The sequence below is a fragment of the Streptomyces sp. NBC_01506 genome (assembly GCF_045040295.1).
GTDB lineage: Bacteria > Actinomycetota > Actinomycetes > Streptomycetales > Streptomycetaceae > Streptomyces.
In genome coordinates this window covers 4,156,278-4,182,202 of the sequence record NZ_CP109422.1, presented here as the reverse complement: position 1 = coordinate 4,182,202, position 25,925 = coordinate 4,156,278, and the positions used below count along the sequence as shown (strand labels likewise).

General features: G+C 71.0%; 23 protein-coding genes and 1 pseudogene. 16 read left to right on the top strand and 8 right to left on the bottom strand.

The features are described 5' to 3' along the window. Positions 1-58: 58 nt before the first annotated feature. On the bottom strand, positions 59-2,197 hold the full coding sequence (locus OG329_RS18135) for a serine/threonine-protein kinase (protein WP_405796374.1): 2,139 nt from the start codon (positions 2,195-2,197) through the stop codon (positions 59-61). A 197-nt stretch (positions 2,198-2,394) separates the two neighbouring features. On the opposite strand from OG329_RS18135, the gene OG329_RS18130 reads away from it, so the two are divergent. Both OG329_RS18130 and OG329_RS18125 read left to right on the top strand, forming a co-directional pair. Continuing rightward, positions 2,395-4,812 (top strand): protein kinase domain-containing protein, encoded by a 2,418-nt coding sequence (locus tag OG329_RS18130; protein WP_405796373.1) that lies wholly within the window; start codon positions 2,395-2,397, stop codon positions 4,810-4,812. Between the two features lie 47 nt (positions 4,813-4,859). Then, positions 4,860-7,139: a protein kinase domain-containing protein gene (locus tag OG329_RS18125; protein ID WP_405796371.1), complete on the top strand. Its 2,280-nt coding sequence runs from the start codon at positions 4,860-4,862 to the stop codon at positions 7,137-7,139. A 9-nt stretch (positions 7,140-7,148) separates the two neighbouring features. Here OG329_RS18125 and OG329_RS18120 read toward each other — a convergent pair whose 3' ends face one another. Beyond that, the gene (locus tag OG329_RS18120) at positions 7,149-8,675 is read right to left on the bottom strand and encodes a substrate-binding domain-containing protein (RefSeq protein WP_405796370.1); all 1,527 of its coding nucleotides are present in this window, start codon (positions 8,673-8,675) and stop codon (positions 7,149-7,151) included. Positions 8,676-8,896: 221 nt separating this feature from the next. Here OG329_RS18120 and OG329_RS18115 point away from each other — a divergent pair, with 221 nt between their 5' ends. The 5 genes from OG329_RS18115 (at position 8,897) to OG329_RS18095 (ending at position 13,207) form a co-directional block, all read left to right on the top strand. Then, positions 8,897-10,063, top strand: a complete 1,167-nt coding sequence (locus OG329_RS18115; protein ID WP_405801894.1) for a permease — start codon at positions 8,897-8,899, stop codon at positions 10,061-10,063. Between the two features lie 268 nt (positions 10,064-10,331). After that, positions 10,332-11,282, top strand: a complete 951-nt coding sequence (locus OG329_RS18110) for a hypothetical protein (RefSeq protein WP_405796369.1) — start codon at positions 10,332-10,334, stop codon at positions 11,280-11,282. A 104-nt stretch (positions 11,283-11,386) separates the two neighbouring features. Further along, on the top strand, positions 11,387-11,653 hold the full coding sequence (locus OG329_RS18105) for a hypothetical protein (protein WP_405796367.1): 267 nt from the start codon (positions 11,387-11,389) through the stop codon (positions 11,651-11,653). Next, positions 11,650-12,114 (top strand): hypothetical protein, encoded by a 465-nt coding sequence (locus OG329_RS18100; RefSeq protein ID WP_405796366.1) that lies wholly within the window; start codon positions 11,650-11,652, stop codon positions 12,112-12,114. The genes OG329_RS18105 and OG329_RS18100 overlap by 4 nt, the downstream gene beginning before the upstream one ends. Before the next feature lie 379 nt (positions 12,115-12,493). Further along, positions 12,494-13,207, top strand: a complete 714-nt coding sequence (locus OG329_RS18095) for a hypothetical protein (protein ID WP_405796364.1) — start codon at positions 12,494-12,496, stop codon at positions 13,205-13,207. A 79-nt stretch (positions 13,208-13,286) separates the two neighbouring features. Here OG329_RS18095 and OG329_RS18090 read toward each other — a convergent pair whose 3' ends face one another. Continuing rightward, positions 13,287-13,727, bottom strand: coding sequence for a hypothetical protein (locus tag OG329_RS18090; protein ID WP_405796362.1), 441 nt, complete (start codon positions 13,725-13,727; stop codon positions 13,287-13,289). A gap of 87 nt (positions 13,728-13,814) precedes the next feature. On the opposite strand from OG329_RS18090, the gene OG329_RS18085 reads away from it, so the two are divergent. Beyond that, on the top strand, positions 13,815-14,147 hold the full coding sequence (locus OG329_RS18085) for a hypothetical protein (protein ID WP_405796360.1): 333 nt from the start codon (positions 13,815-13,817) through the stop codon (positions 14,145-14,147). 30 nt (positions 14,148-14,177) lie between these two features. On the opposite strand, the gene OG329_RS18080 is transcribed toward OG329_RS18085, so the two are convergent. Next, a complete protein-coding gene (locus OG329_RS18080; RefSeq protein WP_405796359.1) occupies positions 14,178-14,339 on the bottom strand; it encodes a hypothetical protein in 162 nt (53 codons plus the stop codon). A 113-nt stretch (positions 14,340-14,452) separates the two neighbouring features. Here OG329_RS18080 and OG329_RS18075 point away from each other — a divergent pair, with 113 nt between their 5' ends. Next, positions 14,453-15,349: a hypothetical protein gene (locus OG329_RS18075; protein WP_405796358.1), complete on the top strand. Its 897-nt coding sequence runs from the start codon at positions 14,453-14,455 to the stop codon at positions 15,347-15,349. Beyond that, positions 15,346-17,265, top strand: coding sequence for a hypothetical protein (locus tag OG329_RS18070; protein ID WP_405796357.1), 1,920 nt, complete (start codon positions 15,346-15,348; stop codon positions 17,263-17,265). Before OG329_RS18075 ends, OG329_RS18070 begins: the two co-directional genes overlap by 4 nt. 15 nt (positions 17,266-17,280) lie before the next feature. Here OG329_RS18070 and OG329_RS18065 read toward each other — a convergent pair whose 3' ends face one another. Together OG329_RS18065 and OG329_RS18060 are read right to left on the bottom strand one after the other, a co-directional pair. Continuing rightward, positions 17,281-17,871, bottom strand: coding sequence for a dihydrofolate reductase family protein (locus tag OG329_RS18065; RefSeq protein ID WP_405796355.1), 591 nt, complete (start codon positions 17,869-17,871; stop codon positions 17,281-17,283). 66 nt (positions 17,872-17,937) lie between these two features. Further along, a pseudogene (locus OG329_RS18060) lies at positions 17,938-18,066 on the bottom strand (transcriptional regulator); the annotation flags it as partial. A 419-nt stretch (positions 18,067-18,485) separates the two neighbouring features. Between OG329_RS18060 and OG329_RS18055 the strand changes: the two are divergent. Further along, positions 18,486-19,133 (top strand): DUF4232 domain-containing protein, encoded by a 648-nt coding sequence (locus OG329_RS18055; protein WP_405796351.1) that lies wholly within the window; start codon positions 18,486-18,488, stop codon positions 19,131-19,133. Between the two features lie 30 nt (positions 19,134-19,163). Here the strand turns inward: OG329_RS18055 and OG329_RS18050 are convergent, their stop codons facing one another. Beyond that, on the bottom strand, positions 19,164-20,453 hold the full coding sequence (locus tag OG329_RS18050; RefSeq protein ID WP_405796350.1) for a transcriptional regulator: 1,290 nt from the start codon (positions 20,451-20,453) through the stop codon (positions 19,164-19,166). A 189-nt stretch (positions 20,454-20,642) separates the two neighbouring features. On the opposite strand from OG329_RS18050, the gene OG329_RS18045 reads away from it, so the two are divergent. From OG329_RS18045 to OG329_RS18025, 5 genes are all read left to right on the top strand, one after another. Next, positions 20,643-21,275 carry a hypothetical protein gene (locus OG329_RS18045; RefSeq protein WP_405796348.1) on the top strand — a complete coding sequence of 211 codons (633 nt, stop codon included), beginning with the start codon at positions 20,643-20,645 and terminating at the stop codon, positions 21,273-21,275. Beyond that, entirely contained in the window at positions 21,275-21,895 is a 621-nt protein-coding gene (locus OG329_RS18040) for a hypothetical protein (RefSeq protein ID WP_405796346.1), read from the top strand. The genes OG329_RS18045 and OG329_RS18040 overlap by 1 nt, the downstream gene beginning before the upstream one ends. Before the next feature lie 28 nt (positions 21,896-21,923). Next, on the top strand, positions 21,924-22,088 hold the full coding sequence (locus OG329_RS18035) for a hypothetical protein (protein ID WP_405796345.1): 165 nt from the start codon (positions 21,924-21,926) through the stop codon (positions 22,086-22,088). Positions 22,089-22,174: 86 nt separating this feature from the next. Then, positions 22,175-23,344 carry a YcaO-like family protein gene (locus OG329_RS18030; RefSeq protein ID WP_405796343.1) on the top strand — a complete coding sequence of 390 codons (1,170 nt, stop codon included), beginning with the start codon at positions 22,175-22,177 and terminating at the stop codon, positions 23,342-23,344. Then, positions 23,341-24,723, top strand: coding sequence for a TfuA-like protein (locus tag OG329_RS18025; RefSeq protein WP_405796341.1), 1,383 nt, complete (start codon positions 23,341-23,343; stop codon positions 24,721-24,723). Before OG329_RS18030 ends, OG329_RS18025 begins: the two co-directional genes overlap by 4 nt. Here OG329_RS18025 and OG329_RS18020 read toward each other — a convergent pair. Further along, entirely contained in the window at positions 24,639-25,919 is a 1,281-nt protein-coding gene (locus tag OG329_RS18020) for an MFS transporter (protein WP_405796340.1), read from the bottom strand. The genes OG329_RS18025 and OG329_RS18020 overlap by 85 nt on opposite strands. Positions 25,920-25,925 lie beyond the last annotated feature (6 nt).

Here is a 25,925-nt window from a genome sequence, read left to right as displayed (position 1 = left end):
CTCCGCCCCGGTGGGAGGTACGGCCACCGGGGCGGAGCCATGTGTGCTCACGCGGGGGTCAGTCGGTGCGGCGGAAGGTGTTCGCGTCGTCCGAGCCGACCCAGGTGAGGGTCATGGCGTCCGCGCCCTTCATCTTGACCGCGCGGCTGCCGAACGCCTCGCACTGGTCCTCCGGTTCGGCCGCCGTCACGATCTGCGGGCCCAGCCGCAGGCCCTCGGGCTTGGCGTCGACCAGGACGCTCTCCCATTCGCAGTGGTACGCGGGACCGTCGCCCGTGTACTTGGCGACGACCGTGCCGGACTTGCCCTGGCTCAGGACCAGGGTCGTCTTGCCCTCCGGTTCGGTCGAGTCCTCCTCGGTGGACGGCTCCTGTGTCCAGGTGCCGAGGAAGCTCGCCGGGATCGGCTCGGCGGGCTCCTTGTACTTGCTGAGGACCGCCGTCTCGCCGTCGTCGCCCGTCCAGATCAGCGTGCCGTCGCCGTTCGCGCGCACTGTCTGCCGGCCGCCGTCGGAGCAGCCGTCCTCGGGGATGCTGGTGACCGCACGGGACTCCAGCACCATCAGATTGTCGAACGAGGTCAGCTTCGCCGCACCCTCGCACAGCAGGTCGTCGAAGGAGTTGAACGTCGTGGCGACGTCCGCGCCCACCGAGCCCTGAGTGATCGTCAGACGGCGCAGTGAGACCTCCTCGTCGTAGCTGTCCTTGCCCACGCCCTGCCAAGTGCCCAGGTAGTCCTTGCTGATGACGCCCTCGACCGCCGCCGGCGGGGCGTCGGGCTCGCCGGACTCCCCGGACGTGTTGTCGGAGGCGTCGGACGCCGTGTCCGAAGGCGCGCCCGTCGCGCTGTCATTCGCGCCGTCATTCGCGCTGGAGTTGTTCTTGTCGTCGGACCCGTCCTTGCCGCCGAGGTTCATCGCCGCGTACGTCGCCCCGCCCGCGATCAGCGCGGCGGCCACCACGACCGACGTCACGATGAGCGCGGTGCGTCTGCGGCGTGCGGCGGGGTCCGGTTCCGGTACGGGGGCGGTGGGCGCCCCGAACACCCCCAGCGGCATGGGAGTTGGGGCCGGAGTCGGAGTCGGAGTCGGGGTCGGGGTGGGGGTCGGCTCGGGAACAGGCGCGGGCGCCGGGGAGTCGATCGCCGTTGGCGGCGGGGCCAGCGGCGGAGGTGGGGTGACCGGCGTCGGAGGGGTGACCGGCGCGGGCGGGTTCAGCGGTGGCGGCGGTGTCGACGCCGGGGGCGGCCCGGACGGCCGCGCCGGGATCGGCGCGGCGGGCGTCTCCGCCTCCAGCAGCTCCGCCGACCGCCGCCCGAGGTCCGCGAGCACCGAGCCCGGCAGCCACGGCAGGTCGGTCTCCACCCCTTCGCCGTCGTTGGCCGAGTCCGCCGTCCGCTCCGCGACCTCCGCCGGGGTGGGCCGCTCGGCGGGATCCTTCGCCAGACAGCTCCGCACCAGCTCCGCGAGCCCGTCCGGCAGCCCCTCCAGGTCCGCCTCCTCCTGCGCGATACGGAACATCACCGCGTGCATCCCGCTCGTCGACGTACCGAACGGCTGCCGCCGCGTCGCGGCGAAGGCGAGGACCGAGCCCAGCGAGAAGACGTCGCTCGCGGGCGTCAGGGTCTCGCCGCGCACCTGCTCGGGCGACATGTAGCCGGGCGACCCGATCACCACACCCGTACGCGTGCGGTTGTCGCCGGTGACGGCGTCCAGCGCGCGGGCGATCCCGAAGTCGATGACGCGCGGACCGTCGATGGTCACCAGCACGTTCGCGGGCTTGAGGTCGCGGTGGATCAGACCGGCGGCGTGGATGGCGGTGAGCGCCTGCGCGAGCCGGTGGGCGAGGATGCGCACCGACCGCTCCGGCAGCGGGTGCGGCCGGTCGGCGATCACGGCGTGCAGCGAGGGCCCGGGGACGTAACCGGTGGCGACCCACGGCTCGCGGGCGTCGGTGTCGGCGTCGAGGACCGGCGCGGTCCACTCGCCTCCCACCCGGCGCGCCGCGGCGACCTCCTGGGCGAACCGCCGCCGGAACTCCTCCTCTTCGGCCAGTTCCGGCCGTACGAGCTTCACCGCGACGGTCCGGCCGCCCTCGGACCTGGCGAGGTAGACGCGGCCCATGCCGCCCGCGCCGAGTCTGCCGAGGAGCCGGTAGGGGCCGATGCGGGACGGGTCGTCCGGGGTCAGCGCTTCCACGTTGTCTGTGCCTCTCCTGACGGACAGTCAGAATCTGACTGCCAACTACCCAACGTCATGGGATCTTTGCACAGTGCCCGGGACCCGGACAGACTGAACGAGCGCCTGTGGCCGAGCTGTGGCACAAGCGTTCTCGACCACCGCACCAGACACCATCGACCAACACACCATCGACAACGACGGGGGGCGGATGTCCCATGCTCGGTGAGCTTCTTGAACGGTCGCCACGCCAGATCGGGCCGTACCGCGTCCTCGCCCGCCTCGGCGCCGGCGGCATGGGTGAGGTGTATCTGGGCGCCGACACCCGTCCCGCGCCCCGTCCCCCCACGAGCGGGACCACCTCGCTCGCCGCCGTGAAGGTCGTACGCGCCGATCTGCTGGCGAGCGGCGGCCCCGCCTTCCGCGACCGCTTCCGGCGCGAGATCTCCACGGCCCGCGCTGTCGAAGGCCGGTTCACCGCCCGCCTGTTGACCGGCGACGCGGACGCCCCCGCGCCCTGGCTCGCCACCGAGTACGTCGCGGGCCCGACGCTGGAGCGCGCCGTACGCGAGAGCGGCCCGCTGCCCGCCGACACCGTACGGGGCCTCGGACTCAGCCTCGTACGGGCGCTGCGCGGCATCCACCACGCGCGGGTCCTGCACCGTGACCTCAAGCCCGCGAACGTCCTGCTCGGCGCGGACGGACCGCGCGTCATCGACTTCGGCATCGCCCGCGACTTCGGCGCGAGCACCCTGACCGCGACCGGCGCGATGGTCGGCTCACCGGGCTACATGTCGCCCGAGCATGTGCTCGGCGGACGCCATGTCGTGTCCGCCTCCGACGTCTTCTCGCTGGCGTCCGTGCTCTGTTACGCGGCCACGGGCGAGGGCCCGTTCGGTACGGGGCCGGTCGCGGCCGTGCTGTACCGGGTCTCGCAGGCCGAGGCCCGACTCGACGCCGTACCGGCCGAGTTGCGCGCGCTGATCGAGGACTGTCTGCGGGCCGACCCCTCCGCACGCCCGGACGCGATCGAGCTGGAGGCGCGCTTCCGGGACGCGGGCGCCCCGGACCCGGTCGTCTGGCCGGCGGCGATACGGGCCCAAGTCGCCCTGTACGAGGGGGAGCTGGCCCGTGCCGTTGAGGCGGCCGGGACCGTCGCCGGGCGCGTACCGACCATGCCGGGCGCGGCCCCCGTCCACAGCGCGCCCACGGTCACCGGCCCTTCGCGCGAGCCCCGGCCGCAGCCCCCCAGCACCCGCCGCCGACGTACCACGATCCTCGCCGTCGTCGCGGGCGCGCTCACCATCGGTGTCCTGGGCGCGTTCGGCATACGCGCCCTCCAGGACGTTCCGGATCCCAAGTCCCCTCCCTCGGAGGCCGGTTCGGAACCCGATCCACCCGCAGCGCTTGTCGGACTCGACAAGCACGGCGTCGACCGGGGCCGCCACTTCCCCGTCGACCCGGCCGCCCGCCCGCAGGACTGGCAGCCATGGACGGCGAAGCTCAGCGGCCGGCCCTGGGACTGCGCCCTCAGCAGCGACATCCTGGTGTGCCGGATGTTCTACGGCGGCCTGGAGGCCGTTGGGGCGGCCGACGGCAAGCCCCGCTGGAAGGTGCCGTCTGCGGAGCCCGGCGCGCCGCCGACGCTGGGCGCGTCGAGCGGCATGTACATCCCCGGTGACGCCACCAACCCGGTGATCTACGGCGATTCGGTGCTCTCCGCCGAGGGCGGCATGGTGCACTCCCGGTCCCTCAAGGAGGGTACGGAGCACTGGAAACAGCCGCTCAAGGGCGACGGCACGGTGCGGCTGGCCAATGTCGGGGAAGCGTTGGTGGGTGGCGGCGTCGCGTTCTTCGCCACCCGGGGTGAGCGCACCGAGATCCACGCCTTCGACGCCGACACGGGCGAACCGCTGTGGAAGCGCGCCCTGTCGACGTATGTGGGTGTGGAGGTCGGCTACGGCGGCTTCGGACCCGAAGCCTTCGCCGGCGGGCGTGTCCTGGCGTCCACGGACGGGGGACTGACGGGGTTCGACGCGCGTACGGGCAAGCCGACGCCGTTCACCGTGCCGGGTGAGGACGGCGGCAACTGCGTCGGCGTGCGGGTGATGGGCGGCGAGGTGCTGTGCGGGATCGAGGGCAAGGGCAGCGTGGTCCTGAACGCGGAGACGCTGCGGCAGACAGCCGACGGGCCACACGCGTCGCCGCCGGACTGGCAGCCGGAGGATCTGGTGACGGTGGGGGCGGACACATACGTCCTCGCACCGGACGAGAAGAGCACCAGGATGGAACTTCTCAACGCCTACGACGACGCCCCCGTACCGCGCACGGTGGGGAACTTCCTCCCCGCTCCGAAGGACGGGCAGTATCTGTACTCCGAGGCGTCGGTCGTCGGCACCACCGCCGTCTTCCTGGACAACGAATTCCTCTACACCCTGCCGGTGACGGGGGACGCCCAGACGGGGACGAGAACGCGGATCGAGGGCGCGCCCGGCAATCGGAGCGGCAGCGGACTCGGTGACGGCCGTCACGACGTCGACAATCAGGTCTGGGAGCCGGAGTTGATCTCGGTCGGCGGGGTGCTGTTCCTGATGTACCACGACGGAACGGTCCGCTCGATGGAACTGCCCACCTGATTCCTGAGTGAGAGTCAGTGACATTTTCCGGATGAGGAGTTGACGCCGTGCTCCGCCCGCTCGATGCGCACGTTCCGTTCAGCGTCGGTCCCTACCGGCTGCTCGCCGGTCTTGGTTCCGGCGGTATGGGTACGGTCCACCTCGCTCTGCCGCCCGGCGGCGGGCCACTCGATCTCGTGGCCCTCAAGACGGTGCGCCAAGACATCGACTCCCAGGGGGACTTCCGGCTCCGCTTCCGGCGGGAGGCCGATGCCGCGCGGGCGGTCCGCAGCCCGTACGTCGCCGCGCTCGTCGACGCCGACCCGGCCGCCGAACCGCCCTGGCTGGCGACGGAGCATGTCATCGGCCCGGCGCTGGACGAGGCGGTGGAGCGTTCGGGCCCCCTGCCGGTCGCGGCCGTACGGGAGTTGGGCGCCGACCTGGCGCGCGGCCTGTCCGCCGTGCACGGCGCACGGCTCGTGCACCGCGACCTCAAGCCGGGCAACGTCATCCTCGGTACGGGCGGCCCCCGGCTGATCGACTTCGGTATCGCCCAGGCGTACGACGCGACCGCACTCACGGCGACCGGCATCATGGTCGGCTCACCGGGCTTCATGTCACCGGAGCACGTCGCGGCGGACCGTTCGGTGACGGCGGCGTCGGACGTGTTCTGCCTGGGAGCGGTGCTGTGCTTCGCGGCGACCGGCCAAGGGCCCTTCCATGACAGTGAGTTGGCCGCCGTCGTGAACCGGATCGCGCGCGGCGGCGCCGATCTGTCAGGTGTGCCGGAGGAGTTGCGCGAGGTCATCGCGGACTGCCTGCGCACGGATCCACAACAGCGCCCGACCACAGACGAGTTGCTGCGGGTACTCGACCCGGCGGGGACGGCCGCCGCCCGTCCGGGTGTGGCACCGGCCGCCCGCGAAGGGGCCTTTCCCTGGCCGGAGGGCGTACGGGAGCAGATCGGCGAGTACGAGGTCGCGGTGGGCCGGGCGCTGCTGGCGCCGATACGGCGACCGCCCGCCCAGGTCCCCACGTCACCGCCACCGCCGCCACCACCGGCCCGCCGCAACCGGCTCAGATGGGGGATCGGTATCGGCGCCGCCGCCGTGGTCGGGGTGGTGACAGCCGTCGTGATCTCCCTCTGGGGCGGCGGTGGTTCGGGCGGCGGACAGGGTGGCGGCGGTGGCGGTGGCGGTGGCGGTGCGGGAGGATCGTCCGCGCCGCCCGCCGGTGTGACCGTCACGAGCGGCATGAGTGACTTCGGCCCGGACGCGACGGACCGCACGAAGGCCCCCGACGGGTGGTCCCCCTGGTCGGCGGAGGCGTCGGAGCCGTCGGAGCCTGGCGTGCCGGTGACCTGCGCGCTCAGGGGCACGACCTTCCTCTGCTCGTTCAGACTGCCCGAGCTGGGCGAGTACGGCGGATGGCTGGAGGCCCGTAACGCCTCGGACGGCACCCTCAAGTGGCGCTATCCCGAGGAGGGTACGGCGGAGACGCTGGTCGGTTTCGGCAATGTGGACATGGACGCGGAGCGCGTCTACACGCAGTCGGCGGACGGTGACGGGTTCGCCGTGCTGGACATCGCGACCGGCGAGCCCGTGGCCAAGCTGCCTGGTGCGGCCGGCTACCGGCCGGCACGTGTCCGGGTGCACGAGGGCAGGGTCTTCACCTCGTACGAGGGAGTGTCCGGGGTCGGCGGGTCGGGGAACATGATGTTCCGCGCGTTCTCGGCGGACAGCCGCGAGCAGTCGTGGGAACGCGTGATCCATCTGGCGTACCCGGACTCCCTGGATGTCGTCGGCGACGGTGACCTTCTCCATGTCGGCACTCCTGTCAGCACCCTCGCCCTCGACGTGGCGACGGGCGAGACGGTGGCGCAGGCACCCGAGTTGTGCCTGATGATCGCCCGGGGCGCGCCGTATGTGTCCTGTACGGAAGGGGGTGCGGCGACGATGCGGGACAGCGCCACCCTCAAGGAGGTTGATGTGTTCCGGGCAGCCCTCCCGGCCGCGCTCAGCCGCGAGGGCACGGTCCTTGTCCCGGCGAGCGACAACGCGCTGTTCCCCGAGGGACTGGAGGCGTACGACATCGAGACGGGCGTCCGCCGCTGGGGCACGGAGGAGTGGGCGGCCGGCGACCGCGCGGCGGTGGCGGGCGACCGGGTGCTGCTCGCGGGCGCCGAGGACATGCGCAGCGTGTCACTGGCCGATGGCAAGGACACGGCGGGCCGGCGCAGCTTCGAGGGCTGGCCGGAGGGGGTGGCGCCCACGGCGATGCTTGTCTCGGGCGGTGTGGTGTTCCTGGCTTTCCCGGACGGGACGTTGGTGTCGGCGAACGTGCCGTGACCCGCGCCCCTATTCCTCCGCGCAGATCTTCAGCCCCTCGGGCGTCGCGCAGGGCAGATGCCCGTGCGTGCGGATGACGTCCTGTCCGCTGCCCCTGATCAGGTAGTTGAGGAAGCTGGACACGAGTGAGCTGGCGGGCGGGCGGCCGTACGTGTACGCGTACTCGATCTCCCGGTACGGGTACCCGCTCTCCGCGATGTCGTCTATCGACGGCGCCCGCCCGTCCAGCTCCAGCCGGTGCAGGCCCTTGACCTGCGTGCCGCCGCGCAGCTCGCTGTAGCCGAGCGCGCCCGGCAATTTCTTTACTGTGTTGAGGACTTGCTCGGTCGTGTCGAGTTCGCACCGCAGGACGCGGGCCTTCGCGTCGTCCTTCTGGCGGCAGTCGGTGGACGAGGCGCCCGGTTCGAAGCCCTGGAGGATGCGGCGCTGGAAGGTGTCGCGGGTGCCGGAGCCGGCGTTGCGGCTGACGAGCCGGACGGGCAGGTCCGGGCCGTCGAGTTCGCTCCAGTTGGTGATGTCGCCCCGGTAGATCGCGCGGATGTCGGCGGTGCTCAGCCCGTCGAGCTTCACGTCGTCGTGGACGACGAGCGCGAACGCCGAGACCGCGACGCGGTTCTCCCGCAGCGCGTCGAACCCGGCGCGCTTGGGGCCGTCGGAGAGGGTGACGACGGCGGGTGAGCCGCCCTTGTGCGCGGCTGCGGTCTCGGCGAGTTCGCGGATGCCGGCCGCGCTGCCGTCGGCGTCCACCTCGATGTCCGAGCCGGGGCAGTCCTTCTCGTACTTCGTGGCCAACTCCCGTGCCACGGGCGCGAAAGCGGTCGATCCGGTGACGGTCAGACTGCCCTTCGCGCAGCCCATCGGGGGCCGTGAGTCGTCCCGTACGACGATGATCGACGCGAGCGTGACGACGCAGATCGTGAGCATGACCGTGATCAGCCGGGCCGGGTTGCTGAACACCGGGGGCTTCGTGTCCGGGGTCGCGGAGCGGTTCGGTACGACCACGCCGTCCCGGATTCCGCCGCTGACGGTGACCGGGCAGTCCACGCTGCCGCCCGTGAGCAGGACGAGCAGCTTGTAGTGGTGCCCCGGATTGAGCGGCACGCGCGGGACGTTGAGGGTGCCACCCGTGTGCTCGAAGCCGTACGAGGGCTCGAAGTGCTCCATCAGGTGGTCGGCGTCCGGGGGTTGGGTGACGGCGACGCCCCGGATGACGCGGTCGGTGAACTCGACGGTCAGCCCGTGGATCCCGTGCGCCGTGTAGTCGTTGTCGGCGATGGACTGCGAGCCGTCGTTCTCGATGCGCAGCAGGACGAGCGTGGCGTCGGACATGTCCGGGGTCTCGTTGAACAGCCCGAGGCGTACGTTGGCCCGGCCGGGCCGCACGTCGCTGCCGATGGCGGTGTCCATCTGTACGCGGTACCCGATCCGTTTCCGGCGCGGCACCCGGCGCTCGTACCAGAGCACCCCCACGGAGGCCAGCACGCCGAGTACGGCGGTGAGTACGGCCACGACGTTCTCGGCGCTGAACCACTCCACGATCGCTCGCCCCCCGGCACGCTTCCCGGCATTCGCCGGTCTCGCTCGTGAGGTGACGGTAGGTCAGCGCGGGGCGAACAGCAGTACGGGGAGTGGTTTTGATGACGGATGTTCACGAGCCGTTTGCCGGGCCCCATTTGGTGTTCAGAGAGACGCCCTGCCCTTACGCCGACGTGTCGGTACGCGCCGGGCCGCCCTCCGGTCGGAAGGCTGCGGGGATGATCCACGCCGTACTGCACGCACTGTCGATCACCGGCTCCATGGCCTGGGAGATCGCCTGGGCCCTGATCCTGGGCTTCGCCCTGTCCGCCGTCGTCCAGGCGGTGGTCCGCACATCCACCGTCGTGGCCCTGCTGGGCGACGACCGCCCCCGTACGCTGGCCGTCGCCGCCGGCCTCGGCGCGGCCTCCTCCTCGTGCTCGTACGCCGCTGTCGCGCTCGCCCGCTCGCTGTTCCTCAAGGGCGCGAACTTCACCGCCGCGATGGCCTTCGAGATCGCCTCCACCAACCTCGTCATCGAACTCGGCGTCATCCTGGCCCTGTTGATGGGGTGGCAGTTCACGGTGGCGGAGTTCGTCGGGGGACCCGTCATGATCGTGGTCCTGGCCGTCCTGTTCCGGCTGTTCCTGCGGGACAAACTGCTGCGGCAGGCGCGTGAGCAGGCCGAACGTGGGCTGGCGGGCTCGATGGAAGGTCACGCGGCGATGGACATGTCCGTCGGTGGCGGGGGTCCCTTCGCCCGGAGGCTGTTCTCGCGCGAGGGCTTCACCGCCACCTCCCATGTCTTCGTCATGGAATGGGCGGCGATCCTGCGCGACCTGGTGGTCGGCCTGCTCATCGCGGGCGCCATCGCCGCGTGGGTGCCGGACTCCTTCTGGCGCGCGTTGTTCTTCGACGGCCACCCGCTGGCGTCCAAGCTGTGGGGCCCGCTCATCGGCCCGCTGGTCGCGCTCGCCTCGTTCGTCTGCTCCATCGGCAACGTGCCGCTGGCGGTGGTGCTCTGGAAGGGCGGCATCAGCTTCGGCGGCGTCGTGGCGTTCATCTTCGCCGACCTGTTGATCCTGCCGATCCTCAACATCTACCGGAAGTACTACTCGGCACGGACGGCGCTGTTCCTGCTGGGCACGTTCTACGTCGCGATGGTCGTCGCCGGGTATGTCGTGGAGTTCGTCTTCGGCGGGCTGGGACTGATCCCCGACCAGGCCGACGCGCGGATCCCCATGGAGGGGATCACCTGGGACTACACGACCTTCCTGAACATCGCGTTCCTCGTCCTGGCGGTGGTGCTCCTGATCCGCTTCTTCCGGACCGGCGGCATGGGCATGCTGCGGATGATGGGCGGCGCGCCGCCTGCTCGGAGCGCCGGGGGCCATCACTCCAATGGATGAATTTGGTTGGGATCTGACGATGTGTCACATGGCCCGCCATATCGGGCATTTAATCGATCCATGCAGGTCGGGCCGGGCGCGGTCGCCGGGGTCCGGGGGCCTGAACTCCGGGCTCCGGCCCACCACTTGGCATTTGCCATCGTCACGGTGTGTGGCATTACAGTCACGGAGTCGGTGCCGGACCTGGCATCAGGCAATCAGACATGAGAATGCCCCCGCGGTGCGGCAAACACCCGGGGGCTCGACACCAAGGGAAACCAACTCCCCGATGCGCATTCACCGTACCAAGCAGACGTGTTCGTTCACCACCGTCGCCAACGCGCTGGCCCGCGATCGCAGCATCTCGTGGTGTGCGGCGGGTGTACTGCTGTACCTACTGACGCTGCCCTCCGGGGCCCGCGCGTCGATCCGGTCGCTGGCCGAGCAGCGCCAGGAGGGCCGCGCGCGGATCGCCTCCGCGCTGAAGGACCTGGAGCGTTCCTGCTATCTGCGCCGCGTGCTGGAGAAGAACCCCGAGTCCGGTGAACTCTTCACGGTGTACGAAGTGTTCGATCAGCCGTACACGGATCGGGTGACAGAGGAATCGGCCGAGGGCGATCCGGAGAATGGCCAGAACCTGGCCTCCGGTGAACTGCCTCCCGGTGAGACGGGCCCGCTCCCTACGGGAGTAAAGACTGGGGAACAAGAACCTCCCTCCCCGGCCCCGCCGCGCAGACGCGCCGCGCGCCTGCCCAAGCTGAGCGTGCCCGAACAGCTCCGGGCCGCAACGGAGTTGCTGCTGTCGCTCGGCCGTATCGATTCCCGGCTCACGCTCGGTACGGCCGAGGCGGTTCGGCTGGCGCCGCTGGTCGGTGAGTGGTGGGAGGCCGGCGCGAGCGACGCGCAACTGCGCGAGGCGCTGACCGGTGGGCTGCCCGTGCCGGTCCTCTCGGTGCCCGGCCTGCTCGCGAACCGCCTGCGCCGCAAGATGCCGGTCCGCCCACCGCGCCCGGCTCCACCGGCGCCGCGCGCCGAGTGCGACGACTGCGGCGTGCCGCTGCCACCCTCGGGCCCCTGCCGCGCCTGCACGCCACCGCCCCCGCCCCCGGAGTCCCGCGGCTTCGCCGCCGCGGCCCGCAGGGGTCGGGCGCTGGCCCGCGAGGCCCTGGCGGGCGGGGTGTTGCCGGGCGGGGCCCTGGGCGACGGGGCCTTGGCTGACGGGGCCTGCGCGGCGATGTGAGACTCCCGGCCCCGAGAGAGGGCCGGGTCACCCAAGAGAAACGGAGCGACATGACCGTCACACTCGTACGCCCAGAGGTGGTATACCGCAGGTATACTGTCGCTGTGGCTGACACGACGATCAAGGTTGACCCCACCGTCCGCGACCGGCTTCAGGAGCTGGCCAGGGACCGAGGGCTGTCCATGCGGGATCTGCTCACCGAGCTGGCCGGTGCCACTCCGACAAAGGAGGAGCTGGCCGCGAGGTACGAGGAGACCAAGGCGTACGTCGAGGAGCACTTCCTCGGCCGGCCGTACACCGAGGAGGACGAGAAGGCCGGCGAAGCGCTGTGGGCCGCCGTCACTTCCGGACGCATCGGGGAGATCCAGTGAGCCAGGACAAGAAGGGCGAGAAGGACCAGAAGGAGCCGTACCCGCCGGCGCGTGCCATCGTGCTCGACGACTCGGCGGCCCTCGCGCTCGGCGCGGGGAACCGGATGGCGTCCCGTTTCGTGGTCGAGGCCGAGAAGGACCCGACGCTGCGCGTCTACATCCCGGCGCTGTGCCTGGCCGTCGCGGAGGCGGACCGGGCGGGAGTCGCCGAGCACATCGGCTCGCTGCCGTCCGTGGACATCACGGAGCTGGACTTCGCCGGAGCGGCGGCGGTCGGCAAGCGCCTGCGCGGCTTGGCGGAGGCTGACGGCGGCGCCGCCGTCGAAGACGGCTGGAGCGGCGCGCACGCGCTGCACCTGGCGATGCCTTCGGTGGAGTGGCCTCGGGGCCGTCCGGTCCTGACCGGTTATCCCGCCCGCTACAAGGGCACGGGCGTGCGCGCGATCCAGTTGGAGCGGTAGCGCCCGGTCACGTCACGGGGGTGCGGGGCCGGGTGCACACGGCCCCGCACCCCCGTGACGGCCGACCGGGGTACCCCCGTACCCCCGGCGGCTCGGTGTCCAACCCCCGGTGCCCGATCTTCGCAGGAGCGTCACACAGGATCCGCACAGCCTCCGGGAGCGGTCGCTATGTTGTTGGCGCTCGATCCCGAGTGCGAAATCCGACAGGTCGCCGGCTTCCGGTGGCGCAGTCAGCACAGAAAGATCGCGGATGGACTACTGCTCGACGTGCCGGCGGACTCTCAACGGGGTTTTCGTATGCCCTGGTTGTGGTGCCTACGCCCCCGACATCGCACCGGCCGGCTCACACGTCCACCACACCCCGTCGACGGCCGTGGTGATGTCCGAGGTATCCCACACGCGGGAGTTCGACGCGTTCCCCGGGTTCCCGGACTTCCCCGATCCGCAGGCGGAGGCGGACATACCCGTCGGTCCCGCGACTCCCTCGGCCACCGGCCGCGCCGCTCGTCGGCGGCGGCTGGCGGACTGGAAGAAGCAGCGGCGCCGGGCGGTCGTCGCGTCGACCGTCGCGCTCGTCGGCGGCGGTCTGACCCTCGCCTTCATGCCGTCGTCCCGGCCCTCCGTCGCCCAGGCCCAGGCGTCCGCGCCGGACCCGTCGACGGTCCCGTCGTCGCCGTCCGTGGGCAGCGGCGACACCGACCCGGACACGGAGCGGCCCCGTACCGGCGACCCGCGCGACTCCGACAGCGGCACCCGCCCGTCCGGGGCCGGGTCCGCCAACTCGCCGGGCAGCGCTACCTCGACCGCCCCCGTGGACGCCCCCGTGAAGCGGGACACCCCGACGCGTACCAGCAGGAGCGATACGCGCCCGGCGGCGGAGAACCAGTCGCAGTCGCCTGCGGACCCGGCGGTCCCCGACGAGACGCAGCCCACCGCCGAGCAGCCGACAACCCAGCCGAACAAGCCCACTTCACCCGCCGAGCCGGACCCGACGCCGCCCCCGCCGCCGCCGACCGCGCAGGAGCCGCCGAAGGAGGACTCGGGGGATCTGTGCGTGCTGGTCCTGTGCGTGGGTCTCGACCTGGGTAAGTGAGGCGCGCGGCTCTAAGAGCTAGTGGTGTCGACGTCGGAGTCGAAGTCGACATGAAGTGGCAGATGGTCTGAGGGCTCGGTCAGCGACGGCAGTTCGGTGTCGCGGGAGAGCCTGGGCAGGACGCCGTGGCGCGGTCGGAGCCTGCCTGTGGAGAACAGCAGGTGATCGATCTCGCGTGGGCGGCCGTTGATGGCGCAGGTGTCCCACGGCCGTTGGCTGCGGCAGCTTTCCTCGATCCCCTGCGCCAGGGCGGCGCCACGGCGTCGCGGTGTGCGAGGAGTGCGAGCATCTGGTGGTGGCCGACGTACTCGGCGGGCGGCGTCGACCTCGGTTGCCATGCCAGGTGAGTGCGCGCGACGTAGAACGGCCGCTCCTCGAAGGTGAGTTGGGCGATCAGGGCCGCGTCGTCGCCGTGCCCGAGCCGGCCGAAGAGGGAGCGCCGGGCGAAGACGGCCACGCCGTCCGGGCGTCGGCGGCGCCGGAGGTAGGCGAGGGGCCGGTAGGACACGATCACGGACATGGCCGTGACGGAGATTCCCGAGGACGCTTCCCCGATGGGTTGCACATGGCAGCGTTACGTCGATCAACTGGCCATTGAGCATGGCGGATGGGGCAGTATCACGGGCGCTTCGCGGATCTGCCGCTCTCGTTGCGCGAGGAGCGGCTGTGGTTGTGGGACCGGCCGCCGATCGCCGAGTCGTCATCCGCAGGCTGGATCGAGCTGGGTCTCGCCTCGGTCGCGCCGCGCCGACGTGACGTCGCGGGCGCCCGGCTGCGGCTGCGGCTCGTGCGGGCGGGGGACGTGGCAGCCCTGGCCGCGCGGATCGAGGCGGCGCTGTTCGAAGCCCGGCTGGAGATGGACGCGGGGCGACCGGCCCGGACCGGTGACCTGCTGACGCGTACGGGGGCGGAGATCGCGCGGTTGCCCCCCGGGCGGTGACCGTGACTGCTGCCACGCCCGCTGGGTCGATCAACGCGCCTGGCCTACCGCCACTGGAAGCTCGGCGAACGCGACCTCGCGATCCAGCACGCTCGGGGCGCCGTCGAACACGCCGGTGACGCCGGCCTGTTGCGCTTCCGCGCGATGGTGCTCCAGATGCTGGCCGCTGTCGAGCCGCGTGAAGCCCGCCAACTACGGCGCCGCGTCGGCCGTATCGTCGCGGAGCTGGAGCATGAAGACCTTTAGGCATCCCTCCCCTGTCGAAAACTTGTTCGACTGACGTGCCCTCAGATAGCGTGCTGCGTATGGCAGTTGAAACGGGGCAACAGACGTTGTTACGCGACCATCCGGACGACCACGCTTCGTGGCTCGCGTACGGCGAACTACTCACCGAACAGGGCGACGCCCGAGGCGAGTTGATCCAGTTGGAACGCCGCCACGCGCGCACCCGGCCCGCCGATCGAGCGGCCCTGCGGCGGGACATCGACGCACTCGTGGCAGAGCATCAGGAGCGCTGGGACGCGGAACTGCCGCAGGGGGTGAGCGTTCTGGCGCGCCGGTACGGGTTCGCCACGAGGGTCGAGGTCGAGTGGTCCGAGGACGCGCCCGCGCTCATCGAGCGGGCCCTGCGGGAGAGCTTCGTGACCGCGCTGCGGATCGCACCGGGCACCACGTCGGAAGAGGACGACGACTACGACGAAGACGAATTCGAGGGCGAGGATCCCGAATTCCCGCCCGTGGAGGCCGGCGCTCTCGCCGGGCTCGACCTCAGCCAACTCGCCGAACTCGACCTGTCCTACCTCCGGATCGGCGGGCCCGGCGCCCAGGCCCTCGCCGCCTCGGCCATGACCGGCCGGATGCACACCCTCGACCTGCGGTACTGCTCCCTCGATGACGTCGGACTGGCGGCCCTCTCGGCCGCCCCGGGCCTCGCCGACCTGCGCCGCCTGCACCTCCAGGGCAACAGCCTGACAGCGGAGGGCATGCGCTCCCTGCACCGTTTCGAGCGGCTGGTCGAACTCGACCTGCGCTACAACTCGATCGGTGAGGCGGGCGTGGACGCCCTGCTCGCCGCGCCCTTCATGGGCTCGCTCGAACTCCTGAGGCTGTACCGCGCCGATGTCTCCGCCGCCGGCGCGAAGAAACTCGCGCGTGACTCCCGGATCCCCGCCACCCAGCGCAGCTATTGGAGGAACGTATGAGCGTCCAACTCCGCGACCAGTTCTTCGCCCTGTCGAGCGGTGACGCTCCGGCCGACGAGGTCGCCCGCTACCGCGCCCAGGTCGACGCGACCGACGCCGACATCGACGCCGACACCGCTTCCGTCGCGACGGTCGACGGACTCACCCTCTCCTGGCACCCGACCGCGCGCCACAAGGCGGTGCGCTTCATCGACGCCGAGCTGATCGAGGAGCCCGTACGCGAGCTGTTCGCCCGGCCCAGCGAGGAAGCGCCGTATCTGGCCGCCGTCTTCGTCGATCCGCGTGAGCTGTCGTTCCGTACGTACGAGAACATCCTGCCGCTCGACCGGCTGTTCACGGGCGTGCCCCTGGATCTGGAACTCACCGGTCGCAAGGAGCTGGCGCGGGGCGTGTACTCGTACGCGCTGAGCCTGCCCGCCGACGCCCGCGCGAGCCTTGAGCGCCTGGACAGCCTGAACCTCTACGTACCGCCGCTCAACGCCGTCTCACGCGGCGGCGAGCGCTTCATCTTCCACTCGGCGCTGCTCGCGGACGCGCTCACCGAGGCGATGGCGCGGGCGATACCGGACACGCTGCGCGAGGGCTTCTCGCATGTGAACCCGGTGTTCCGGTGCAACCGCTTCGAGCCCGACGACACCAACTTCCACCGCCACCGCGACACGCCCTACTACGACGCCGGGCGCGGGCACATCTCGCGCTACACGGTCCTGCTCTACCTCACCGGCGGCTCGGCCGAGCCCGCGCTCGACCTCACGCCGGTCGCCTCGCTCACCGAGATCGACGCCTTCACGTGCGTGATCTTCGACCAGCGGTACGAGCACGAGGGCGCGCCGTACGCCGACGGCCGCAAGGTGTTCCTGCGTACGGAACTCGTCTTCGCCGAACCCGAACCCGAGGCCGGACTTGGGGGCGAGGCCGGGGACGCGGCCGGAATCAGCCACGATCCCGCGATCGGCGAACTGTTCAGCAGGGCCTGCTACTTGACCGGCGAGAGCGTCTTCGCCCCCGAACTGGCCCGGCACGCCGACGCGTACTACAACCAGGTCGCCGCCGCGCACTGGAACGGTCTCGTCCCCCGTACCGGCCCGGAGCCCTTCGTGCACAAGGACTTCCGTGGCGTGCGGTTCGTCGCGAACGGCTACGACTTCTGGTTCGGCAAGAGCGGCCATCTCTCGCTCGCCGAGTGCGCGACGGTCGCGCTGCTGGACTACTTCAACTGCAAGATCGGCGGCACGGCGTTCCGCGCGCTCTGCGAATCGGAGGTGATCGAGGCCGAGGACACCGACTGGATTCCCGCGTACCTCCGGGACCGGCCCAGCGATTCGGCCGTCGCACCGATCGACAAGTCGTTCCTCTTCCCCGAAGCGGAAGACACCGAAAGCACCGAGGACGCCGACATCTGCTGTCCGTTCCACCGGTGGGGAGCATTCGACCCCACGCGCCACAGCGAAATAGTCGAGCTGTACGAGGAAGCCCAGTCCGCCACGATGGAGCACATCATGCCGGCGCCGGTCGTGATGCTCGGTGAGGATGTGTTCCTGGATCCCGAGAAGTTCGTGATCCGGGGGAACGCCATCCACGTACTCGGCAAGAAGGCACTCACGCCCGTGAACTTCGCCGCTTGCTGGAACGCCGGTGGAATGCCCCACATGTACATCGAGACCGAGGTCAGGGTGGGAGTGGCGGAGTTCGTCGTCCCGCCGATCCTGTTCACCGAGTCCGCCGACGGCTACCACCTTCAGTTCGACTTCTTCCGCAACTCCTGGATGGTGAACCACAGCCAGGCGGAGATACCCGTGCCCAGGATTCACGGCGAGGTGATCGATGACGACGATCCCGATCCCGATCACGAGCACGATTACGGGCACTTCGAGGACGAGTTGGCGGACGCCCTCGCCGAGGCGGAGGGGGTGTAGGCGCGTACGCCGCCCTCAACCCTCCATGCGGCGGCGGTAGGTGTTGATCAGGACGCCGGACGGTGTCGGCTGCGTCGCGGTGAGCGTCAGGCGGCGGGGGATCTTGCCATCGGCGAAGAGTCGCTTCCCGCCGCCCAGGATGAGCGGGAAGACCAGCAGCCGGTACTCGTCCACGAGGTCGTGCTCGATCAGGGAGCCGAGCAGTTCTCCGCTGCCCAGCACCACCGTCTCGGCCTCGGACGCGTCCTTGATTCGGCCGACCTCCGCCGCCAGATCAGCGCCGAGGACGGTGGAGTTCGCCCAGCCCGGATTTTTGAGCGTGCGGGAGGCCACGTACTTGGGCATCGCGTTCATCGCGGCCACCGCGGGGTCGCTCATGTCGGCGTACGGCCAGGTGGCGGCGAAGATCTCGTACGTCCTGCGCCCCAGCAGCAGCGCTCCTGCGCCGGCTGTGGCCTCGCTCATGAACCCCTCCACGGCGTCATCGACATAGGGCAGCACCCAACCACCTTGATCGAACCCACCGTCCCGGTCCTCGTCGGCCGACAGGACCGACTGCATGACCCCGTCCAGCGATACGAAGTTGACCACGGCCAGCGTTCCCATGTGCTGCTCCCATCCTTGTGCTTGCCTTCACCGGTACTGACCGCACGCAAGGGCGAAACTCATCGGTCAGCGCAGCGCGTCGAGTGCTCGCACGACCAGGGCGCGGGCGTCGGCTCCGTATACGGCCATGGCGCGCAGTCTTTCGAAGGCGTCAAGGTAGAGGGCGATCTCGCTCGGTTGTGTGATGCTGACTTTCCGCCGACAGCCGGCCAAACCGGTGACGGCCGCGACGGCGGTTCTCGCGACCAGGGACGGGCCAGGGGTGTCCCGGAGTGGGGGCTTGCCCCATGTCCGCTCATGTCCCTTGCGGTTGCGGCGCGTTGGTGCGTCAAGGGCCTCCGGGTTACGGGTCTGTCCCGGCGGGTGGCAGTCGTGGGCAGGTGCGGAACGGCGGCGGGAACCGCCGTCTTGGCCCGCCGGGACCGTGATCCGCGGCGGTGTGTGGCCGGTGTGGTGGGTGTTGTGCCTGGTGGTGCGTGTAACAGCAATGTATTAGGGGTCGGTCGGGCGGAACGGACCGCCGGGTCGGGCGGGTCTTGGTGATCAGAAATGCCCGCTGGTACCCACTCGTACCGAGCATTCGGCACCCCACAACCGATGTTGAGGAAGAAACGATGCGCGTTCGCAAGCTCACCTTCGCCGCCCTCGCTGTTGCCACGGTCCTGTCGCTCACGGCCTGCAACGACGAAGACCTCACGGGGCAGAGCGACCCGTCGGCCGCGTCCACCGCGTCTTCCTCGTCCGGCGATTCGGACTCGGGCAGTTCGGACCAGAGCGACGGCAAGGAGTCCGGCGGGCAGGCCCCGGCCGCCGACAGCGGTTCGAACGACAACGGCGGAATCGACAAGTGCCGCACCGACGACCTCGACATCACCGCGTCGGACGCCACCATCGGCGGCGACACCGAGGGCACGGTCGCGGTGGAGTTCAAGAACGGCGGCGGCCAGGACTGCCAACTTGCCGCGTACGCGGGCGTCGACCTGGAGACCGACTCGGGGACGATCTCGGCGGAGCGCACCGGTCAGGAGGCGGACACGACCATCCTCAAGGACGGGGAGTCGATCTTCTTCGGCATCACCTACCCGATGAACGACTCGGGCGGCTCCGGCGTCGGCGTCACGTCGCTGGTGGTGACCCCGCCGAACGAGACGAAGTCGTTCTCGCTCGAATGGCCGGGCGCCGGTTCGCTGCCCGTCACGGACGGCAGCGGCTCCTCGGTGCAGGTCGGCCCGATGGGCAGCGCGGGCCAGGGCGAGGGCTGATCCACACGGACGTCCGGGCCGGGCGACCATTCAGCCGACGAGGACGTCACCGAGACGCGCGCGGGGTGCCCCGGTGAGAGTGTCACGCAGTGTTTCGGCGCGGGTGCGGACCAGGCCGGTGCGGTATCCGGTGGGAAGGCGTTCCCATACGCCGGTCGCCATGTCGGCCGCGGCCTGTGGATCGCCGTCGGTCCGTAAGCAGTGCGCGGTGTCCAGGGCCAGCAGGGCGCGGGTCATGACCGACGGGGAATGGGTGAGCGCCAGGGCCGCGTCTTGTTCGGCGTACGCGTTCGTGGTGTCGCCGAGAAGCGTGTACGCCTGGCTGAGGTGGACGTGGTGTTTCTGGTGCGGGTAGCCGAACCAGGTGTCCGCCAGGTCTGCGGATCCAAGGCGCTCGGCAAGTTCACAGGTGCGGGTTACCGCGTTGAGTGCCCCCGGTCCGTCGCCGGTGGCCGCGAGGGCGCGGGCGCTGATCGCGGCGGCGAGGGCGGAGGCGGCGGACGGACGGGCGCCGGCGGCGTGTTGGGCCCTGGCGGCGAGTTCGGCGGCGGTGCGGGGTGAGCCGTAGTTGAGTCCGACCATGGCGTGCCGGGCCAGGACCCAGGCGTGCATGATCCGGTCGCCGGATTCGGCGGCGGCGTGCTCGGCGGTACTGAACCAGCGGTGTGCGTCGCGCTGGTCACCTCGGTCGTGCTGGATGATGGCCACCAGCCCGGCGAGCCCGGCGGCGGTGCGGACCAGTTCGGTGCGGTCCCGGGCCGGGTGCGGGCGGGCCAGTACGTCGCGCAGGAGCGCGAGGTCCTGGTTCATTCGCTGAAGCACGTGCTCGGGGTCACGGCCCCGGTATCCGCCGGTGTCGCGCTCGAACACGGCCTGGAGATAGGCGATATCGGCCGAGCTCGAACCGGACAGTGCCGCGTCGATGCCCTCGCGGGCGTCCGCGACACCCGGCAGCGCGGTGGCTCCGGCCGCCGCCGTTCCCGCGAGGAATGTGCGTCGTTTCACCGCTGTTCCGTCCTCTCCGCCCGTGGCCGTCTCGTGCCGGTGCCGCCATGCCTTCGAGGCTGCCCACGCGCGGGTGATGTCCGCGAGCGGGATGCCGAGGGCCCGTTCCATGAGGGGGTGCCACCGGGGCACCGGAAGGCGGGTTTCGCTTTCCCAGCGTTTGAAGTTCTCCGGGTCGAAGTGCCGCCCGTCCTGGGCCTGTTCCATGAGGCGTGCGACCGCTTCGCGGGTGAGTCCGGACTGTGTCCGATGCGCGCGCAGTAGCGTCCCGATGCCGTCCGGTGCCAGGTCTCTGTTCGTTTCCGGTGCCATCATGCGCCGCTCTCCCCACGTCACAGGTCCCGTACGCGAAATGGCCCTCAAAACGGCCCTCTTGAGGCCGGTGAGGGCCGCCGAACGCACCTCCTTTCGGCACTGGAGACCTACCGTAGCGCGGCGTTGACTAAGCGTCACCTACGGGCCGCATATCGCGGCCCGCACGCTCCCCGACGAGAGGAGACGCCCGTGAGACAGACCGAGGCCGAGCGCCGTGCCGCGCGTACGTCCTGGGACCGGACCGGAACTGCCCTGATCCCACAGGTGCTGACGGCGGTACGGTTCGAGGCGCTGGTGACCGAGGCACGCGGCCAACTGGACCAGGCTGCCCCGCACATTCATGAGCACACCGCCGCACACCGTGACGGCAGTTTCGCCTCGCCGGTCCACTGCTCCTTCGTCCCGCCCGGCCCCGCCCTGGAGACCTTGGCATACGACCGTACGCTTCTGGCCGCCCTGCGGGAGGCAACCGGCATTCCCCGGCTGATCCCCCGTGGCGGGGCCGTTGTCCGCTATCAGGAGGGCGACTTCCAGGGGCTGCACACCGACTCGGTGAAGTCCACGGTCACGGTGGCGTTCGCGTTGACACCGGATCTTCCGCCGATGGGCTGGGCGCCGCACCTTCACAACGCGCACCCGGACGACCTGAGCAAGGTCGTCGCCGATCACGGCATCTTCCCCGAAGGGGAGCCGTACACGACGCTGGCCCACCCCTATGGGGACGGCAGCGTCCGCGCGTTCGCGGGCTACAGCGTGCCGCACTGGCGCCCACGCCAGCCCGCCGGGGGTCTGCTGGTGACGATGTCGTTCCTGGACCTGTGATGGCGCCGGAGACGCTGCGCTCCACTTGGCTGGCCGAGGGCCGCGCGGACGTACCGCCCGAGACGGTCGCGGCCGGAGTGTGGCAGGAGATCGCCGAGGAGGCCGAGCGGTGCGAGCCGCACGCGGTGGTACGCCACAACCGGCGGCCCGGCCTGCTGGCGATGCGCGACGGGTCGATCACCTCACCGCAGCGCTGCCGGGTCCACCCCGGCGGCAAGGCCCTCAACGCCCTGGCCCGGTCCAAGACGCTCGCCGAGGTGGCCGGGGAGGCCACCGGCCGCAGGGGCCTGACGGCGATCCGGTTCGGCCTCAAGTTCTACGCACCCGGCGACTACATGCACGTGCACCGCGACGACGGCAAGTGCGAGATCACCCTGTCCACCGGCCTTACCCCAGGACTCACACCGATGGGCTGGCTGCCCCGCCTACGGCACCTGACGACTCGCGAGGTCGCCGAACGGCTGGCGGACACGCCGTACCCCGAAGGTGACCTCTTCCCGATCCGCTACCGCGAGCTCACCGCGTTCGACGGCGGCCGGATCCCCCACTGGCGTACCCCGCTCGACACCCGGTCGCGCGAGGTGCTTCTCACCATCTGCTACGCCGACCTGACCCCGTAGCAACCGACACCACCAGGAGGACAAGCTCATGCCCGAGCCCATGACCACCCCGCTCACCACCATGAGTGACCCGGCGGACTTCATCACCGAACTCCATGCGGACGGCATCCTGCCGCAGAACTCCGGCGGCGACCCGGCCGTCCCGGACTCCGCGTTCCCCGACACCCACGTCTACCAACAGCCCGGCGTCTGACGACAGTCCGCACCCCGCCCGGCCGCCGCCACCCTCGCGAGGAGGACGGCGGCCGGGCCCGTGGAATCCCCCAGGGAGGCAAGCCCATGCGTACGGCTCTGTTCGACGGCACCTGCCGCACCCTCCCACCCGCCAGGACGTGGCAGGCGATCCGGCCGCTGCTTCCCGCCTACGGTGTCACCCGTGTGGCCGACGTGACCGGCCTGGACGATCTCGCAATCCCCGTCACGATGGCCGTCCGCCCGCTGTCCCGGACCCTGTCCGTCGCGCAGGGCAAGGGCGTGAGCCTGGACGCGGCGCGCGTCTCGGGCGCCATGGAGGCCCTGGAGGTCTGGCACGCGGAGCGGGCCGTGCCTCCCACCGAACTCCGGCGCGTGGCGGCCGCCGACTTGAATCTGCCGTACACGGTGGACGAGTTGGAACAGCACGCGGGCGCTCTGGTCACGGACCGGACGCCACTGGACTGGATCACGGCCCGTTCCGCCGTGGACGGCGCCGCGGCGCTGGTGCCGGCCGCGGCGGTGCGGCTCGGCCGGCAGGAGCACGACGACTGGCGCCTGTATCTGCCCAGTGCGTCGACCAACGGCCTCGCGTCCGGCAACACCCGTGCCGAAGCGCTGGCGCACGGCCTGTGCGAGGTCATCGAGCGCGACGTCCTCAGCACGGTGCCCCGCGCCGGTCGGGTAGAGCTGATCGACCCGGCGACGGTCGACGGCGGCGAGCCCGCCGTCCTGGTCGACCGGCTGCGGCGGGCGCGGGTATGGGTGGAACTCACCTGCTGGCCGAACCGGTTCGGTGTGCCGGTGATGTGCTGCCATCTGTGGCGCGAGGATCAGGCGGCCGTCCTGGTCGCCGGCTCGGGTGCCCATGTGGATCCGGCGGTCGCACTGACGCGGGCGATCACCGAGGCCGCCCAGTCCCGGCTCACCCTGATCACCGGCAGCCGCGAGGACAGTCACCCCGCCGTCCACCGAGCCGGGACCGGTGTACGGCGCGGTCCCGCCGCCTCATCCCCACTCGCCTTGGTGTGGCGGGACATCGCCGCCCGCCACACCACGGCGCACACCACCGACACCGGCACGGCGGCGCACCTGGCCGCGTGCGTCACGGCCGCCACCGGCATCCCGCCCCTCGCTGTCGATCTGACCTGGGGCCCATACGTGCGTGAGGAGTTCGCCGTGGTCAAAGTGATCGCGCCCCGCCTGCGCTACGACGCCCGGCACACCGTCCCCCGACCCACAGTGGCCGGCCGATGAGCGTGCACGTGTTCGCCGGACCCACCATCCCCGCCGCCCGGGTATGCGAACTGCTGCCCGCCGCCCACCTCCATCCGCCCGTCCGCCACGGCGACCTCTTACGTCTGCAACTCGCCCCGGGCGCGACCGTGTTGATCATCGATGGCCTGTGGCATCAGAGCGCCCCCGTCCGCCACAAAGAGATCCTGCTGCTCCTGTCCGAAGGAATCGCCGTCGTGGGAGCCGCGAGCATGGGAGCCCTGCGCGCCGCCGAACTCGGACCGTTCGGCATGTCCGGGATCGGCGCTGTCTTCCGCGCCTTCCGCGACGGTGTCCTGGACGCGGACGACGAAGTGGCCGTCGTCCAGGGCCCGGACGGACAGCCACTCTCACATGCCCTGGTCAATCTGCGCACGGCGCTGCACCGCGCCGCCGGGGCCGGCCGGATCACCACCGCCGAGGCTCACGCACTCGCCGAACTCGCCCAGGCGTTGCCCTACCCACGCCGCTCCTGGCGCGCGCTGGCCCGTGCTGCCGACGGCGCCGGACTGCGCGACGCGTACGGCCGGGCCAACGCCTGGCGCCGCGCGCACCCGTGGGACCAGAAACGCGAGGACGCCGAAGAAGCCCTGTGCGCGCTGTACGTCCGCGCGCCGGGGCCGGCGGACACGAGCGGGTGGGGCCAGGAGCCGTGGCGGACCAGTTTCGTACGGTACTGGGAAGCAGCCCACCGGCCGATTCCCGGCACGGACGTGCCCTTCCTCGCGCACCTGACGCACCAGCAGCTCTACGACGCGGAGTTCGGGGCCCGGTGGCGCAGGAGGGTCCTGGCCCGTATCGCGGAAACCGGCACCGTACGGGAGGGCTCCGGTGCAGCCGAAGCGGCGGTGGGGACGGCCGCCGAGGCGGGTCTGACCCCGGATGCCCTGTCGCCTGTTCAGCTCGCGCACTGGCTGACCCCGTACGAACGACGCTCGCTGGACGAGCGGGAGATGCTGATACGCGTGATGGTCCGCTCCGCACGGCTCGACGGAGCCTGGACGATCTGGCCCACCTCGCCGCAAGACGCCGGAGACCTCGTCAACCCGGAACTGCCCACGGCCACGGAGGTCGCGGAGGCGTTTCGCCTCAACGCGGCCACCGAGTCCGCGAACCCCCTGCACAGCACCGCCCACCTGGCACCAGGCCGGATTGCCGCCCATCTGCTCGTCCGCTGGCATCTCGCGCCGGACGCCGACCGGTTGGTCCGCGACGCCGCCGCTCGCGACCGCGCTTTCCGCGACTTCGCCGGAGCCGTGGAGGCCGCCCGCCCGTTCTATCTCGGCGCTGTCGCTCGCACCGTCGCCAACTCCTCGGCAGGCACCGTCGGCGACGGGGCGAGCGTCAACGCCCGCACCTGACGCATCAGCAGCGGAACTGCGACCGCGACGGCGATCACCAGGGCGCCGACCGTGAGCACCCGCCGCACTCCGAACATGCCCGCGAGCGGGCCGGCCGTCAGGTAACCGATCGGCACCGGCACCAACTGCCCCAGCGTCGACCAGGACAGGACACGCGACAGGCGGTCGGTGGGGATGCGTTCCTGGACCAGGCTCGACCACGTGGTCATGCTGATCGCGAGCCCCACGCCGGCCGCCACTACGGCGGCCACCAGCACCGGCAACGGCGCCCGCGCCCCCATAGCGGCCAGCGGCAGGCCCATGCAGCCAGTGCCCAGACACACCACGACGCCGACCAGGCGCGGCTTCCACACCAGCGCGACAGCCGCGCCCGCCAGAAGCCCGCCCGTGAAGCCGGAGACAACCACACCCCACAACTCCGGTCCTCCCAGCACCCGTTCGCCGTAGACGGGGCCGAGCATCTGGTAACCCACCAGCCACACCGGCACGACAACCGAACCCTGAAGGACCATCACCCACAGCCAGCGACGCGAGCGGAAATCCGTCCAGCCCTCCCGCAGATCGGCCACGAACCCCGCCCGTACTTTCGCCCGCGCCGGGCCCAGACCCATCCGCGCGCACAGCACGGCGGCGGCGGCGAACGTGAGCGCATCCCAGCCGATCACCCAGCCCGGCCCGACGACCGCGACCAGCAGACCACCCAGAGCCGGACCCGCGACTTTCACCGTGTTCTGTCCCAGCTTCAGCAGCGCATTCGCGGCGTGCCGCATCTCCGCCGGAACGACCTCCACGACGACCCCGCCGGCCGCCGGGGTGAAGAACGCGCTCGCTGCGCCGCAAACAGTCGCCATCGCCACCAGGTGCCACACCTGCGCGAACCCGGTGAACAGCAGCACCGCCGTGGTGGCCTCGGCGAGCGCCGAGACGGCGTTCGTCCACACCATTACCCGAGCGCGGGACCAGCGGTCCGCGACCACCCCACCCACCAGCAGAAGCACAATCTGGGGGGCGATCCCGGCCGCGAGCACCAGACCGAGTCCTGTGGCGCCGCCGCCGATGTAGAGCACGGCGAACGCCAGCCCGATCGAGCTGACCGCCGAACCGGTCCACGACAGCATCCGCGCCGCGAAATGCAGCCGGTACGGACGGACCGCGAGAGGAGCACCGGAGGCCCGCAGCCGAGCGGACCATCCCACACGCGG

What these genes read in the sequence shown, in the direction of transcription:
- OG329_RS18030 (WP_405796343.1), top strand. Translation starts at nt 22,175, where the DNA reads ATGCGTACGGCTCTGTTCGACGGCACCTGCCGCACCCTCCCACCCGCC.
- OG329_RS18130 (WP_405796373.1), top strand. Translation starts at nt 2,395, where the DNA reads ATGCTCGGTGAGCTTCTTGAACGGTCGCCACGCCAGATCGGGCCGTAC.
- OG329_RS18035 (WP_405796345.1), top strand. Translation starts at nt 21,924, where the DNA reads ATGCCCGAGCCCATGACCACCCCGCTCACCACCATGAGTGACCCGGCG.
- OG329_RS18040 (WP_405796346.1), top strand. Translation starts at nt 21,275, where the DNA reads ATGGCGCCGGAGACGCTGCGCTCCACTTGGCTGGCCGAGGGCCGCGCG.
- OG329_RS18075 (WP_405796358.1), top strand. Translation starts at nt 14,453, where the DNA reads ATGGCAGTTGAAACGGGGCAACAGACGTTGTTACGCGACCATCCGGAC.
- OG329_RS18090 (WP_405796362.1), bottom strand. Translation starts at nt 13,727, where the DNA reads ATGTCCGTGATCGTGTCCTACCGGCCCCTCGCCTACCTCCGGCGCCGC.
- OG329_RS18050 (WP_405796350.1), bottom strand. Translation starts at nt 20,453, where the DNA reads ATGATGGCACCGGAAACGAACAGAGACCTGGCACCGGACGGCATCGGG.
- OG329_RS18055 (WP_405796351.1), top strand. Translation starts at nt 18,486, where the DNA reads ATGCGCGTTCGCAAGCTCACCTTCGCCGCCCTCGCTGTTGCCACGGTC.
- OG329_RS18070 (WP_405796357.1), top strand. Translation starts at nt 15,346, where the DNA reads ATGAGCGTCCAACTCCGCGACCAGTTCTTCGCCCTGTCGAGCGGTGAC.
- OG329_RS18085 (WP_405796360.1), top strand. Translation starts at nt 13,815, where the DNA reads ATGGGGCAGTATCACGGGCGCTTCGCGGATCTGCCGCTCTCGTTGCGC.
- OG329_RS18025 (WP_405796341.1), top strand. Translation starts at nt 23,341, where the DNA reads ATGAGCGTGCACGTGTTCGCCGGACCCACCATCCCCGCCGCCCGGGTA.
- OG329_RS18110 (WP_405796369.1), top strand. Translation starts at nt 10,332, where the DNA reads ATGCGCATTCACCGTACCAAGCAGACGTGTTCGTTCACCACCGTCGCC.
- OG329_RS18095 (WP_405796364.1), top strand. Translation starts at nt 12,494, where the DNA reads ATGTCCGAGGTATCCCACACGCGGGAGTTCGACGCGTTCCCCGGGTTC.
- OG329_RS18065 (WP_405796355.1), bottom strand. Translation starts at nt 17,871, where the DNA reads ATGGGAACGCTGGCCGTGGTCAACTTCGTATCGCTGGACGGGGTCATG.